Source organism: Streptomyces sp. NPDC127114 (genome assembly GCF_042677525.1).
Taxonomy (GTDB): domain Bacteria; phylum Actinomycetota; class Actinomycetes; order Streptomycetales; family Streptomycetaceae; genus Streptomyces.
Window position 1 is genome coordinate 66,510 of the sequence record NZ_JBHXTJ010000029.1, and the last position, 13,768, is coordinate 80,277.

The window sequence follows — 13,768 nt, forward strand, 5'->3', positions numbered from 1 at the left end:
CCCGGCACGGTCGGCGGCGCCTCGTCGTCCGGCGGGGCCGCGCCGCTGCGCGGCTACTTCACCGGCTTCCACACCTCGCAGCCCTCGGACGTGAACTGGCCGTCCGACGACCGGATCGTGATCGTGATCTTCCGCGCGGACGTCGCGAAGTTGTTGTCGATGATCTCCCCGGACTCCGACGTCCGCTCCCAGTAGCAGTTCTCCATCTTTCCCTCGGCCCGGTACGTGCCCGGCGGGATGGTCTCCCCGTCGCCGTCGGCGGCCGGCTTCGACGACACCACGTACGTGCCGTTGCCGAACCACCGGTCGTACTTCCCCGACACCGCCTGCTTCAGGACCGTCGACCACTTCGGGCACAACTTCGGGATCCCCGCCTGCAGGATCGCCTTGCCGTCACCCTCGAAGTTGCCGGACTCCGCCAGCCACTGCGGCCGTGACCAGTTCCCGGCCCCGCTCGTGGGCAGCGACTCGCAGATGTCCTCCACGAACGCGGCAGCCGAGCCCGCGTACAGATCGTCGACCTCCCAGTTCTTCTCCGCCGCCAGAAGGTCCAGCTCCTCCTGCGGTGTGGCCGGCGTGCTCGGCGCCTCCGTGACCGGCTCCTCCGTAGCCGGTGCGACGGACACGTCGACCGTCGGTATCTCACTGACCGTCGGTATCTCACTGACCGCGGGGATCGTCCCTGCCCCCTTCGCGGAGTTGTCGTCGCCCCCCGAGCACCCGGACACCATCACCGCAGCGGCGGCCATCGCGACCGCCGCCCCCACCCTGCGCACATGTCTCATCCCGCGAATATGCCACCGCCCAGCGGCCTGGAGGGCGGGAACAGCCACACAGGGGCTCACCGAAACGACGGCGCGAGGCCCTGACCTGGCTCTACGAGCGATCGCTGTTCGCACACCGCGACCGGTGCCTGACGAGTCGGCACCATGAGGTGTCTACCCGGTGGGCCCGTACGGTTCCGGGGTACGCCAGCGTTCGAAGGGCCGGTCGAGCCGGTACTTCCCGTCCTTGCCGAGCAGCAGCATCCGGGTCTCCGCGTTGTCCGGGTTGGACAGCGATTCGAACTCGGCGACCGTCCAGTGGAACCAGCGCATGCAGAAGAGGCGCATGGTCAGTCCGTGGGTGACGAGCAGCACGTTGGGCGGGTGGTCGGGCGCCTCGAAGCTCCGGTAGAGGCTCTCCAGGAAGGCCCCCACCCGGTCGTACACGTCGGCGCCGGACTCGCCCTGTGCGAAGCGGTAGAAGAAGTGGCCGTAGGCGTCGCGGTACGCCTTCTGGAGACGTACGTCCTCCCGCTCCTGCCAGTTGCCCCAGTCCTGCTCGCGCAGCCGGGGCTCCTCCCGCACGCGGACCCGGCGCGGGTCGAGCCGGAAGGCGTGCAGCGTCTCATGGGTGCGGCGGTACGGCGACACGTAGACGCTGACCCGCTCGTCCCCGAACAGCTCCCGCAGCCGCTCACCCGTGCTCTCGGCCTGGCGCCGCCCGGTCCGGGTGAGCCGGAGCGCGTGGTCGGGCTCGCGCTCGTACACCGTGTCGTCCACATTGCCCTCGGACTCTCCGTGTCGTACGAGGACGATGCGTCGCGGTCGTGCCATGCCACGACCCTAGACGGCACCCCGCCGACCGGCTCAGTCGGGCAGGCGCCCGGCGTCCATCCGGCGTACAGCGCCTCGACGAGGCCGCGCGACCCGTGGAGCTTCCCGAGCCTGCCTCGCCCCTGCCCCGCCTCAGCCCCTGTCCCCGCCTCCGCCTCAGCCCCCGCCGCCTCGGCCGAGCGAAAAGCATGGCGGCCTGCCTGCCTGCCTGCCTGCCTGCCTGCCTGCCTGCCTGCCTGCCTGCCGGAAGGATCACACCGTCCAGGCGGACTCGAGCTGCACCACGTCGCCCGTCATCGCCGCGACATCGGCCTCGGTCTGCGCCCGCAGGCCGAGCCGCTCGATCCGCTCGACGCGGTACTTGCCGTGCTCCGCGGCCGAGTTCCACATCGACAGGACCAGGAACTCGTGCCCCGGCGCCTCGCCGAACAGGCCCCGGAGCATGCCGGGAGACCCGGCCATCGCCGGGTTCCACACCTTCTCCTGCATGAGGGCGAAGTGCTCCACGCGCTCCTCGTGCACCCGGCAGTGCGCGACCCGGGCCACGTCCGCGTCCGCGAACCGTGGCTCGAAGCCGGTCTTCACGTCGAAGCGGTGGTCGAACAGCTTGACCTGGGCGTCCCGGTACGTGCCGACCTGAGAGGCCGCGAGCCGGTCGTGCGAGCGAGCCATGAAGGAGTCGTAGAACGCACGGCTCTCCCAGAACGCGAAGACATGGGCGACATCCGGCCGCCGCCGGCTCCACCCTCCGCCCTGCCCCCGGAATCCCGGCTCACCGAGCAGACCCGCCCACTTCCGCTGCCCCCGCTCGAACCCTCGACGGTCCACCACGGTGCAGCGAATCCACTTGACCAGCACCGAGCCATGGTACGGGGCGGAGCGGCGCGCCGTCAGACCTCGCCGGAGTGCACCCGCACCAGACCCGCGGCCTCCTCCTCGTCCACCTCGATCCCGAAGACCTCGGCGAGGGTGGCCGTCAACTCCGCGGGCCCCACGCGGCGTTCCTCGCGCGATCCGTCGACGAGTACCGAGGTCAGGCCGTCGCGCACCAGCGCCCGGCGCACTGCCGCGCCCGGCAGATGGGCCACCACCTGGCCGAGGAAGCGCGAGCGCGGATGGCTGGAGCTGTAGTGGTTCATGAGCTCGAAGTCCACGGGGAACAGGGAGTGCGGTGCGAACGAGTAGAGGTCGGTCCACCCCTCCGGGCGAAGCGCGCGCAGCACGTGGACGCCCTCCGCCTCGACGCCGACGCCGAAGACCCAGCCGTCCTGCTCGACGCGCGCGCCGTCGGCGAGGGGCACCGGCTCCAGCGGCCCCTGCCAGCCGAAGCCGGCGTCCGCGAGCCACTGCTCCCCGTCCACGGTGACGACGAGCACCGCGTGGGTGATCGGCGTCAGCGCGTCGCCCCGGCTCCGGTTACGGGCGCCGCGCCCCGCGACCTCGAAGCCGATCCGCTCCAGGGCCGCGGCGAGCAGCGAGTTCTGCTCGTAGCAGTAGCCGCCGCGCCGGCGGGCGACGAGCTTGGCCTGGAGGCCCTTGAGGTCCAGGGCGATCCGGCGCCCGAGTGCCACGTCCAGGTTCTCGAAGGGGATCGCCTCCACGTGCGCCCGGTGCACGGCGCGCAGGGTCGCGAGATCGGGAGCGAGCTCCCCCGAGTACCCGATCCGCGCCAGATATGCGTCCAGATCCAGCTCTTCCCCGCCCCACATGCGGCACTCCCCCTCGACCGATGACATGTTGATCACATGACACCATGAACGGCACGTCAGGAAGCTTACGGAGAGAGGGGATTCACGGTGAGCGGGCTCAACAAGGGGGTCGGCAAGGTCGAGGTCTCGCTCAAGTGGGATCCCAGCCCGGCCGGTGCTCCCGCGCACGACCTGGACCTCGTCGCGGCCGTCTACACGGCGGACGCCCCGTACGGGCCTCCTGCCTATCTGGTGCACTTCGACAGCCGCTCGCCCGACGGCACCATCACCCTCCACCGCGACAGCCGTACGGGCCAGGGCCTCGGCTACGACGAGTCGATGACGCTGGAGCTCACCAGGCTCGCGCCGCGCTACGCGCGCGTGGTGGTGGGCGTGGCCATACAGCAGGGCGGCGGGCGGCTCACGTTCGGCCAGGTGGCTCGGACCGGCGTCCGGGTGCGCGAGGGCTACACCGATCTGCTCGACGACGACCTCGCGTCCGTGGCGGACGCGACGGCGGCGACGGTCACCGAGTTCGTCCGCGACGGCGCGTCGGACGCCCCCGAGGAGTGGGACTTCCGCCCTCTCCTCCGCGGCTTCGACATCGATCCGAGCACCTTCGGCACCGTGATGGGCGCGCGCCCCGCCTGAGCGCCGGAGCCCTGGGAGCACGGGCGGGGGGGCGCCCGACGGCCGGTCCTCCCCTCGGCACCGCGCCCCTCCGTCAGTTCCCGGCCCAGCCGGGAACCGTCGGCAGGACCCGTTCGGCGACCCGCAGCAGCGCCGCGTCGTCCGGGATCCCCTGGTCCTCGCGCCAGATGACGAGCTCGTAGGAACCGCCGCCGTCCTTGGCGTCCCTGGCGACCACCAAGTGCCGGGCGATGCCGCCGGTGCCGGACTCGGCCTTGCCCCCGCCGAGCGGGATCTTGAGGGCGAGCGTGCGGTCCGAGTAGAGGAACGCCGCGCGCCCCTGGAACGTCGTGGGCTCCGTACCGCCGAGGAGCCGCCCGAGGCGGGCGACCGGCATCCGGTCGTACGAGAGCCTGAGCTGCACCGAGTACGTGGGGAGGCCGACCTGGCCCTCGGGTCGGGGAGCCCTGCCGCCGGTGGGGTCCTCGCCGTCGTTCCCCCACGCGTTCTGCGCCTGCTCCCCCGGCGTGCCGAGCAGCGTCGGAAGGTCCGGCCGGTTGAGCGCCTGGCACAGCCGGGTGCCGTTGACGTATGTCGCCGGCAGCCTGCCGGTGGACGCCCGGCACTCGGCCGGTCCGCGCGCGGCGGCGCTCTCCTGCTCGTTCTGCGCCAGGTACCAGAACCCTCCCGCCAGGACCGCCCCCAGGACGAGCGCGGCCGTCACCTGCGCGCCGGCTCTCGGGCCCTTGGCCTCCGCCGCCACCTGCTCCGTCATGCTTTCCCCCCTGCTCAGCGCGCGTTCGCGCGCCGCAGAGCCTAACCCCCGAGGGCGAGGAAGCGCGGGCGGGTTTACGGGCGAGCGTACGGGCCGCCTGCGGTGCGGCACGACAAGAGGGTGCCGCCCCCGGAATCCGGGAACGGCACCCTCCGTCAGGTGTCACTCAGGACGGTCAGCTGCAACCGCTGGTCGAGCCGCAGCCCTCGCAGATGTAGCAGGAGCCGGCGCGCTGCATCTTCGTGCCGCAGGAGAAGCAGAGCGGGGCGTCCGCGCTGATGCCGAGCTGCATCTCGACGAGCTCCGCGGAGGTGTGGGCCTGCTTCGGGGCCGGGACCTCGGCCTTCGCCGGGGCGGCGACGGCCTTGAGCTCCTGGGTGCGGGGCGCCGACTGGGCCAGGCCCTCGACGTCGACCTCGTCCTCGGCGGGCTCGTAGGAGCCCGTCTCCAGGTGGCGCTGGCGCTCCTCGGCGGAGTGGATGCCGAGGGCGGAGCGGGTCTCGAAGGGCAGGAAGTCGAGCGCCAGGCGGCGGAAGATGTAGTCGACGATCGACTGCGCCATCCGCACGTCCGGGTCGTCCGTCATGCCGGCCGGCTCGAAGCGCATGTTGGTGAACTTCGAGACGTACGTCTCCAGCGGCACGCCGTACTGCAGGCCGACCGAGACGGCGATGGAGAAGGCGTCCATCATGCCCGCGAGGGTCGAGCCCTGCTTCGACATCTTCAGGAAGACCTCGCCGAGACCGTCGTCCGGGTAGGAGTTGGCGGTCATGTAGCCCTCGGCGCCACCGACGGTGAAGGAGGTGGTGATCCCCGGGCGGCCCTTCGGGAGGCGCTTGCGGACCGGGCGGTACTCGACGACCTTCTCGACGGCCTCGCGGATCGTCGCCTCGGTCTTCGCGGTCACCTCGGCCTTCTCGTCCTCCTTCTTCTTGGCGGAGAGCGGCTGGCCGACCTTGCAGTTGTCGCGGTAGATCGCGAGCGCCTTGACGCCCATCTTCCACGCCTCGAAGTAGATCTCCTCGACCTCCTCGACGGTCGCCGTCTCCGGCATGTTGACCGTCTTGGAGAGGGCGCCCGAGATCCAGGGCTGGATCGCGGCCATCATGCGGACGTGGCCCATCGCGGAGATGGAGCGCTCGCCCATGGCGCAGTCGAAGACCTCGTAGTGCTCGGTCTTCAGGCCGGGCGCGTCGATCACGTTGCCGTGCTCGGCGATGTGGGCGACGATCGCCTCGATCTGCTCCTCCTGGTAACCCAGGCGGCGCAGGGCCTGCGGGACGGTGCCGTTGACGATCTGCATCGAGCCGCCGCCGACCAGCTTCTTGAACTTGACCAGGGCGAGGTCGGGCTCCAGGCCGGTGGTGTCGCAGGACATCGCGAGACCGATGGTGCCGGTCGGGGCGATGACCGACGCCTGGGAGTTGCGGAAGCCGTTCTTCTCGCCCAGGCGGATCACGTCCTGCCAGGCCTCCGTGGCGGCGGCCCAGATCGGGGTGTCCAGGTCGTCCATGCGGACGGCCTTGGCGTTGGCGTCGGCGTGCTGCTTCATGACGCGCTGGTGCGGGGTGGCGTTCTTCGCGTAGCCGTCGTACGGGCCGACGACCGCGGCCAGCTCGGCGGAGCGCTTGTACGACGTACCCGTCATCAGCGAGGTGATGGCGCCGGCGAGGGCGCGGCCGCCGTCGGAGTCGTACGCGTGGCCGGTCGCCATGAGGAGGGCGCCGAGGTTGGCGTAGCCGATGCCGAGCTGGCGGAAGGCGCGGGTGTTCTCGCCGATCTTCTGGGTGGGGAAGTCGGCGAAGCAGATGGAGATGTCCATCGCGGTGATGACGAGCTCGACGACCTTGGCGAAGCGCTCGACGTCGAAGGACTGGTTGCCCTTGCCGTCGTCCTTGAGGAACTTCATCAGGTTCAGCGAGGCGAGGTTGCAGGACGTGTTGTCCAGGTGCATGTACTCGCTGCACGGGTTCGAGCCGTTGATGCGGCCGGACTCGGGGCAGGTGTGCCAGTGATTGATCGTGTCGTCGTACTGGATGCCGGGGTCGGCGCAGGCCCACGCGGCCTCGGCCATCTTGCGGAAGAGCGCCTTGGCGTCGACCTCCTCGATGACCTCGCCGGTCATGCGGGCGCGCAGGCCGAACTTGCCGCCGGCCTCGACAGCCTTCATGAACTCGTCGTTCACGCGGACGGAGTTGTTGGCGTTCTGGTACTGGACGGACGTGATGTCGTCGCCGCCCAGGTCCATGTCGAAGCCCGCGTCACGGAGGGCGCGGATCTTCTCCTCCTCCTTGACCTTGGTCTCGATGAAGTCCTCGATGTCGGGGTGGTCGACGTCGAGGATGACCATCTTGGCGGCGCGGCGGGTGGCGCCGCCCGACTTGATCGTTCCTGCCGAGGCGTCGGCACCGCGCATGAAGGAGACCGGGCCGGAGGCGTTGCCGCCGGAGGAGAGCAGCTCCTTGGAGGAGCGGATGCGGGAGAGGTTCAGGCCGGCGCCGGAGCCGCCCTTGAAGATCATGCCCTCTTCCTTGTACCAGTCGAGGATCGACTCCATGGAGTCGTCGACGGACAGGATGAAGCAGGCGGAGACCTGCTGGGGCTGGGGCGTGCCGACGTTGAACCACACCGGGGAGTTGAAGCTGAAGATCTGGTGCAGGAGGGCGTAGGCCAGCTCGTGCTCGAAGATCTCGGCGTCGGCGGGCGAGGCGAAGTAGCCGTAGTCCTCGCCGGCCTTCGTGTAGGTCTTCACGATCCGGTCGATCAGCTGCTTGAGACCGGTCTCGCGCTGCGGGGTGCCGACGGCCCCGCGGAAGTACTTGCTGGTGACGATGTTGACCGCGTTCACCGACCAGAAGTCGGGGAACTCGACGCCGCGCTGCTCGAAGTTGATCGAGCCGTCGCGCCAGTTGGTCATGACGACGTCACGACGCTCCCAGGTCACCTCGTCGTACGGATGCACGCCGGGGGTGGTGTGGATGCGTTCGATTCGCAGGCCCTTGCTCGCCGCCTTGGCTCCCTTGGCGCGGGAACCACGTGCCGGACCGCTCGCCGTCTCTGTCATGCCGCCTCCCATATACGGGCAAAACACCCTGGAGCGCCCGGAAAATTCCGGGGCTCCGTTTTCTGTACTGCTGTCTGTAGTGCTCTTGCCGCGAACGCCTCACGGATCGCTCGGGGCAGGTTTTGTGGGGCCGCGTGGCGGCCGGTCGCCGGACCTCGGCGGTCCGGCCCGCCGGTCTACTCGGCGGCGGTGGCGGGAACGGGGACCCCGGGGGTCGCTCCGGGCCCGCCGCCCTCAGCGGGAGGCCGCTCGCGGAGCTCCGCGATGGCGGCCTCGAAGTCTTCGAGGCTGTCGAAAGCCTTGTACACGGACGCGAAGCGCAGGTACGCGACGAGGTCGAGTTCCTGCAGCGGGCCGAGGATGGCCAGACCCACGTCGTGGGTGGTCAGCTCGGCACTCCCGGTGGCGCGCACCGCCTCCTCGACCCGCTGGCCGAGCTTGGCGAGGGCGTCCTCGGTGACGGGCCGCCCCTGGCACGCCTTGCGCACGCCGGAGATGACCTTGGTACGGCTGAAGGGTTCGGTGACCCCGGACCGCTTGACCACCATGAGCGAACACGTCTCCACGGTCGTGAAACGACGGGAGCAGTCGGGGCACTGGCGGCGGCGGCGGATCGACGTGCCGTCGTCGGTCGTACGACTGTCGACGACGCGGCTGTCGGGGTGCCTGCAGAAGGGGCAGTGCATTGGTTCCGACCCTCCCTCACGGCACGACTGAATAGCCCCGCCCGGCCGTTGAGGGCCCTGCGAAGCGACCACCAGCATAGGCGATCCGAGCTGCCCCGGCCGACCGGGGACCACTACTGGTGGGTGGCTGATGCCATACAACCACTAGATCTTGGGTTGGTCGGCATTTCGGGCACCACGCGCGTGTCGCACGTCCGGCGGGTCCGCGAGGCGTCCGCGACCGGCCACGAGGGTACGGGAAGGGCGCGGCGACGCGGATCCCGGGGTGGCCGGTGCCAGACTGGGAGGGCACCCTCGGTGACCCGCCCGCCCGCCGGCGGCCCGGCGAGTCGGGACCCGACAGGTCCCGGCCGGTCCGGCGGTGAACGTTACCGTAATGACCGATTTGAGAAGGAACCCGGGGTCCGCGTATACACCCGCTCATGCGTACACGTAAGGCGAACTGCGAATTTTCACTCGAACGTGTGTTTGGCGCAACCTTTCGAAAGCCACTACCGTTGTGCCAGCCAGGGAGACCATTCGAGAGGGGCCGACGACGTGACCACCACCGCAGACAGTGCCACCATCACTGCCCAGGGCCGCGCCCAGGGCCGACTCGAGCCGGTGCATGCCATGAATGACGCCGCCATGAGCGGGGAGGAGCCCGGCCGGCCCGCGCGCTCGCTTCCCGGACGACCTCCAGGCATCCGGGCCGACAGCTCCGGCCTCACCGACCGCCAGCGGCGCGTCATCGAGGTCATCCGCGACTCCGTGCAGCGCCGAGGCTACCCGCCGTCGATGCGCGAGATCGGCCAGGCCGTGGGCCTCTCCAGCACCTCCTCCGTGGCACACCAGCTCATGGCCCTCGAGCGCAAGGGCTTCCTGCGCCGCGACCCGCACCGGCCCCGGGCCTACGAGGTCCGCGGCTCGGACCAGCCCAGCACCCAGCCGACCGACACCACCGGCAAGCCCGCCGCCTCCTACGTCCCCCTGGTCGGCCGGATCGCGGCAGGTGGCCCCATCCTGGCCGAGGAGTCCGTCGAGGACGTCTTCCCGCTGCCCCGGCAGCTCGTGGGTGACGGCGAGCTGTTCGTCCTCAAGGTGGTCGGCGACTCCATGATCGAGGCGGCGATCTGCGACGGCGACTGGGTCACGGTCCGCCGCCAGCCCGTCGCCGAGAACGGTGACATCGTGGCCGCCATGCTCGACGGCGAGGCCACCGTGAAGCGCTTCAAGCGCGAGGACGGCCACGTCTGGCTGCTCCCCCACAACTCGGCGTACGCGCCGATCCCCGGTGACGAGGCCACCATCCTCGGCAAGGTCGTCGCCGTGCTGCGACGGGTGTGACCCCACCTCGTCGGCCCTGAACCGGGCCCCGGGACCCACTGCGCCGGTCCCGGGGCCTGCTGTATGCCCGGCCCCGGGGTCTGCTTCGTGCCGGCCCCGGAACCGCCCTTCTCCCTACGCCCCCGCCTCCGCGGCCTTGGCCGCCGCGTCGATGGCCGCCAGCGACTTCCGCACCTGGTTGCGGTCCGTGGTGAACCAGAAGTCCGGCAGCGAAGCCTTCAGATAGCTGCCGTACCGCGCCGTCGCGAGACGCGGATCCAGCACCGCGACCACACCCCGGTCCCCCGTCGCCCGTACGAGACGGCCGGCGCCCTGCGCCATCAGCAGCGCAGCATGGGTCGCCGCCACCGCCATGAAGCCATTGCCTCCGGCGTCCTCGACGGCCTTCTGGCGCGCGCTCATCAGCGGGTCGTCCGGGCGCGGGAACGGGATCTTGTCCATGACGACCAGCTGGCAGCTCGGCCCGGGAACGTCCACGCCCTGCCACAGGGAGAGCGTGCCGAAGAGACAGGTCTTCGGGTCGGCGGCGAAGTTCTTGATCAGCTCGCCGAGGGTGTCCTCACCCTGGAGCAGGATCGGCAGCTCGGGAATCCTCGTGCGCAGCTCCTCGGCCGCCTGCTGGGCCGCGCGCATCGAGGAGAACAGTCCGAGCGTCCGTCCGCCGGCGGCCTGCATCAGCTCGGTCAGCTCGTCCAGCATGTCCCCGCGCTCACCGTCCCGCGCGGGCCGGTTGAGGTGCTTGGCGACGTAGAGGATGCCCTGCTTCGGATAGTCGAACGGCGAACCGACGTCGATGCCCTTCCAGACCGGCAGGTCCTCGCCCTGGGTGCCCTCGGGGGCCAGGCCCAGCGAGGCCCCCACACCGTTGAAGTCTCCGCCGAGCTTGAGGGTGGCCGAGGTCAGCACCACCGAACGGTCCGCGAACAGCTTCTCCCGCAGCAGGCCCGAGACGCTCAGCGGCGCGACTCGCAGCGAGGCGCCGAAGCGGTCGTGCCTCTCGTACCAGACGACGTCCCACTCCGAGCCCTGTGTGATCCGCTCCGCGACGCCGTGGACGGTCTCCACGGAAGCGAGTGCCTGCTTGCGGACGGCGTCCTCGTCCTGCACCGAGCGGTCGCGGGTGTTGCCGAGGGCCGTGATCACCGCGCGGGAGGCGTCGCGCAGCGCCATCAGCGCGTAGCCGAGGTCCTCGGGGATCTCCTCCAGGCGGCCCGGCAGCGCCAGCTCCATCAGCTTCTCGAAGCCCTCGGCGGCGGTCTGCAGCTGGTCGGCCACCTTCTCGTCGACCAGCTTCGCCGCCCGGCGCACCGCCCGGTTCACCTGGCCCGGCGTGAGCTCTCCGGTGGCGACCCCGGTCACCCGGGAGACCAGCTCATGGGCCTCGTCGACGATCAGTACCTCGTGCTGCGGCAGCACCGGCGCGCCCTCGATCGCGTCGATGGCGAGCAGCGCGTGGTTGGTGACGACGACCTCGGCCAGCTTGGCCCGCTCACGGGCCGCCTCGGCGAAGCACTCCGCCCCGTACGCGCACTTGCTCGCGCCCAGGCATTCGCGCGAGGAGACCGAGACCTGGGCCCAGGCCCGGTCGGACACGCCGGGCGTGAGGTCGTCGCGGTCGCCGGTCTCGGTCTCGTCGGACCAGTCCCGCAGCCGCAGCAGGTCCTGGCCGAGCTTGCTGGTGGGGGCCGCCGCCTCGAAGGGGTCGAAGAGGCCCTCCTCCTCGTCCTGCGGGACGCCCTCGTGGAGACGGTGCAGGCACAGATAGTTCGACCGGCCCTTGAGCATGGCGAACTCGGGGCGGCGCCGCAGCTGCGGGTGCAGCGCGTCGACCGTCCGCGGCAGGTCGCGCTCGACGAGCTGGCGCTGCAGGGCCAGCGTCGCCGTCGCTACCACCACCCGCTCGCCCTGCGCGAGGGCCGGCACGAGATAGCCGAGGGACTTACCGGTGCCGGTGCCGGCCTGGACGAGGAGGTGGGAACCGTCGTCGATGGCCTCGGCCACGGCCTCGGCCATGGTGACCTGGCCGGGGCGCTCCACACCGCCGACGGCGGTCACGGCGGCGTGGAGGAGATCGGGGAGGGATGGCTTCGTCATAGCCCTTCCACCCTACGGGGCACCACCGACAGCCGGTCCCGTGCCGGCGGTCACGCGAGCGGGTTCGGGACGGTGCCGTGGACGGCGGCGTGGGGCCGCTCGGGGCGGTCACGGTAGCCGTCGAGGTGGAGGCGGTTGCGGTTGAGGCAGAGCCGCTCGATCCGCGGCACCAGGAGATCGAACAGCTCGAACCGTTCCTTCAGCTCCGGGAAGCGGGCCTGGTGGCGCAGGATCTCGGCGCGCACCAGCGTCCAGAACTCCTCCTCCGGCACGTCCAGTTGCTCCTCGCACAGCGGCGCCAGGTAGCGGAAGACGCCCACGAAAAGGCCCGAATGGATGAACTGGGTGAGGAAGTCGGGTTCCTCCGTGAGCAGCACGGCGCGGACGTCGTCCGGCATCGTGTCGTGTTCCGGAAGCGGCACGGCGCTGACGTTCACGTCGTCGACGAAGTCCTTGATCGCCAGCCGGACGGGCACGTCCTGCTCGTCGTAGACGATGATCGCGTTCTCGCCGTGCGGGGAGAAGACCGTGCCGTACTGGTAGAGGAAGTGCAGCAGGGGCGGCAGCAGGGCGGCGAAGAGGCGCTGGAGCCAGGCCCGGGGCGCGACGCCCGAGCGGTCGACGAGCTCGGCGACGAAGGCCCGGCCCTCGGGGTCGGTGTGCAGCAGCGAGGCCAGGGTGCGGGCGCGCTCGCCCGGTGGCAGCCGCAGCGGTTCGCGCCAGATCGCGCCGAGGAGTTCCTTGTACTGGTACGGCACCTCCGGCAGCCGGTCGTAGAGCGGGTGCTCCACGGTGACGGAGGCGACCTCGCCGAGCAGGATCACGCCGCATTCCTCGCGCAGGAAGGGGTCGGCGTCGCGCAGGCCGTGGACCCAGGCGGTGACGGCGGGGGCGGCGAGGGTCCGCTCGGTGGGCAGACCGCGCCAGACGAGGGTGTTGAGGACGGAGAGCGGCAGCTTGACGGTGTGCCGGTCGGGCCGGCTGGTGTTGAGGAAGGTGCGGACGGACTGCTGCGGCAGCCGGAGGTCGCCGTCGGCGGGCAGCGGGACCACGGCCCCGGAGGCGATCGCCGGGGCGAAGAGCGGGAGCAGGACCTCGTCCCACTGCCAGGGGTGGACGGGCAGCAGGAGGTAGCCGTCCGGGTCGAGGCCGCGGGTGCGCAGCGCGGTGCGGAAGCCCTCGCGGACCTCGGGGTCGAGCTCCCGGTCGTAGAGCAGGTCGGGGGTGTCGAGGCCGGGGACACCGCGGTAGGCGGCCATGCGGCTGCTGACGGCGATCCACGGCAGCCGGGCGGGGCGGCGGGCCTCGGGGGCCCAGCGGGCCGCGTCGGGGGCGGAGAAACCGATCCGGCCCTTGTTGACGACGATCCAGGGGTGGCCGGTCTGGTGGCCTTCGAGCTCCGCGTAGCCGAGGTCGGCGAGCTGGGCGGCGGGCAGGGCGGTGTGGTCGAGCCGGGCGTCGGCGGCGAGCGTGGTGGTGAGCTCGCGGACGAGGTGGCCGAGGGTCGCGCCGTCGAGACGGAGGAGCCGGCGGGCGCGGACGAGGAAGTCGAGGGGGTCGGTCGCGGGTGCGCCGTCGAGGGTGAGCGAGCCGGGATCGACCCGCCAGCCGCCGTAGGCGCCGCGCCGGGCGGTGAAGGCGAGGGTGGCCCCGTCGTCGAGGGTGAGGGTGTGGCGGCCGTCGGGGCCGTCGGCCGGCTGCGGTTCGACGATCTCCTCGTACGCGAACTCGGCGACGGCCTTGGCGAGGAGGCGGGCGCCGGCCCTGGTCCAGGCCTCCGGGTTGAGCTCCGGTGGGCTGTGCAGGGCCGGCGGGGCGGGCGGCGCGGACGGTGCGGGTCGTGCGGAGTCGTGGGGTGCAGGGGACGTCGACACGAGGACTCCTCGGAGTGGGAACCGCTGTGGGTC

At 71.2% G+C, this 13,768-nt stretch carries 11 protein-coding genes; 2 read left to right on the forward strand and 9 right to left on the reverse strand.

Annotated features, from left to right (window positions below; translation table 11 throughout):
• Positions 1 to 53: 53 nt before the first annotated feature.
• From ACFVGS_RS26065 to ACFVGS_RS26080, 4 genes are all read right to left on the reverse strand, one after another.
• Positions 54 to 785: a hypothetical protein gene (locus ACFVGS_RS26065; RefSeq protein WP_385693849.1), complete on the reverse strand. Its 732-nt coding sequence runs from the start codon at positions 783 to 785 to the stop codon at positions 54 to 56.
• A gap of 153 nt (positions 786 to 938) precedes the next feature.
• Positions 939 to 1,598, reverse strand: coding sequence for a phosphoglycerate mutase family protein (locus ACFVGS_RS26070; RefSeq protein ID WP_384415215.1), 660 nt, complete (start codon positions 1,596 to 1,598; stop codon positions 939 to 941).
• Between the two features lie 252 nt (positions 1,599 to 1,850).
• Positions 1,851 to 2,456 (reverse strand): YdbC family protein, encoded by a 606-nt coding sequence (locus ACFVGS_RS26075; RefSeq protein WP_384415218.1) that lies wholly within the window; start codon positions 2,454 to 2,456, stop codon positions 1,851 to 1,853.
• Positions 2,457 to 2,488: 32 nt separating this feature from the next.
• A complete protein-coding gene (locus ACFVGS_RS26080; RefSeq protein ID WP_385693851.1) occupies positions 2,489 to 3,334 on the reverse strand; it encodes an arylamine N-acetyltransferase in 846 nt (281 codons plus the stop codon).
• 60 nt (positions 3,335 to 3,394) lie between these two features.
• On the opposite strand from ACFVGS_RS26080, the gene ACFVGS_RS26085 reads away from it, so the two are divergent.
• Positions 3,395 to 3,937 (forward strand): TerD family protein, encoded by a 543-nt coding sequence (locus ACFVGS_RS26085; RefSeq protein WP_384415223.1) that lies wholly within the window; start codon positions 3,395 to 3,397, stop codon positions 3,935 to 3,937.
• A gap of 73 nt (positions 3,938 to 4,010) precedes the next feature.
• Here the strand turns inward: ACFVGS_RS26085 and ACFVGS_RS26090 are convergent, their stop codons facing one another.
• The 3 genes from ACFVGS_RS26090 to nrdR form a co-directional block, all read right to left on the reverse strand.
• The gene (locus ACFVGS_RS26090; protein WP_384415226.1) at positions 4,011 to 4,691 is read right to left on the reverse strand and encodes a DUF6215 domain-containing protein; all 681 of its coding nucleotides are present in this window, start codon (positions 4,689 to 4,691) and stop codon (positions 4,011 to 4,013) included.
• Between the two features lie 175 nt (positions 4,692 to 4,866).
• A complete protein-coding gene (locus tag ACFVGS_RS26095; RefSeq protein WP_384415229.1) occupies positions 4,867 to 7,755 on the reverse strand; it encodes a vitamin B12-dependent ribonucleotide reductase in 2,889 nt (962 codons plus the stop codon).
• Between the two features lie 176 nt (positions 7,756 to 7,931).
• The gene (gene nrdR, locus ACFVGS_RS26100; protein ID WP_384415230.1) at positions 7,932 to 8,441 is read right to left on the reverse strand and encodes a transcriptional regulator NrdR; all 510 of its coding nucleotides are present in this window, start codon (positions 8,439 to 8,441) and stop codon (positions 7,932 to 7,934) included.
• Between the two features lie 537 nt (positions 8,442 to 8,978).
• Between nrdR and lexA the strand changes: the two genes are divergently transcribed.
• On the forward strand, positions 8,979 to 9,767 hold the full coding sequence (gene lexA / locus ACFVGS_RS26105; protein ID WP_385693854.1) for a transcriptional repressor LexA: 789 nt from the start codon (positions 8,979 to 8,981) through the stop codon (positions 9,765 to 9,767).
• A 114-nt stretch (positions 9,768 to 9,881) separates the two neighbouring features.
• Here the strand turns inward: lexA and ACFVGS_RS26110 are convergent, their stop codons facing one another.
• Entirely contained in the window at positions 9,882 to 11,861 is a 1,980-nt protein-coding gene (locus ACFVGS_RS26110; protein ID WP_385693856.1) for an ATP-dependent DNA helicase, read from the reverse strand.
• A 50-nt stretch (positions 11,862 to 11,911) separates the two neighbouring features.
• Positions 11,912 to 13,735 (reverse strand): IucA/IucC family protein, encoded by a 1,824-nt coding sequence (locus ACFVGS_RS26115; RefSeq protein WP_385693858.1) that lies wholly within the window; start codon positions 13,733 to 13,735, stop codon positions 11,912 to 11,914.
• Between the last annotated feature and the right edge of the window lie 33 nt (positions 13,736 to 13,768).

Bases quoted from the DNA above. Each gene is read 5' to 3' on its own strand.
- ACFVGS_RS26065 (WP_385693849.1), bottom strand. From the start codon at position 785: ATGAGACATGTGCGCAGGGTGGGGGCGGCGGTCGCGATGGCCGCCGCT.
- ACFVGS_RS26070 (WP_384415215.1), bottom strand. From the start codon at position 1,598: ATGGCACGACCGCGACGCATCGTCCTCGTACGACACGGAGAGTCCGAG.
- ACFVGS_RS26080 (WP_385693851.1), bottom strand. From the start codon at position 3,334: ATGTCATCGGTCGAGGGGGAGTGCCGCATGTGGGGCGGGGAAGAGCTG.
- ACFVGS_RS26090 (WP_384415226.1), bottom strand. From the start codon at position 4,691: ATGACGGAGCAGGTGGCGGCGGAGGCCAAGGGCCCGAGAGCCGGCGCG.
- ACFVGS_RS26095 (WP_384415229.1), bottom strand. From the start codon at position 7,755: ATGACAGAGACGGCGAGCGGTCCGGCACGTGGTTCCCGCGCCAAGGGA.
- nrdR (WP_384415230.1), bottom strand. From the start codon at position 8,441: ATGCACTGCCCCTTCTGCAGGCACCCCGACAGCCGCGTCGTCGACAGT.
- ACFVGS_RS26110 (WP_385693856.1), bottom strand. From the start codon at position 11,861: ATGACGAAGCCATCCCTCCCCGATCTCCTCCACGCCGCCGTGACCGCC.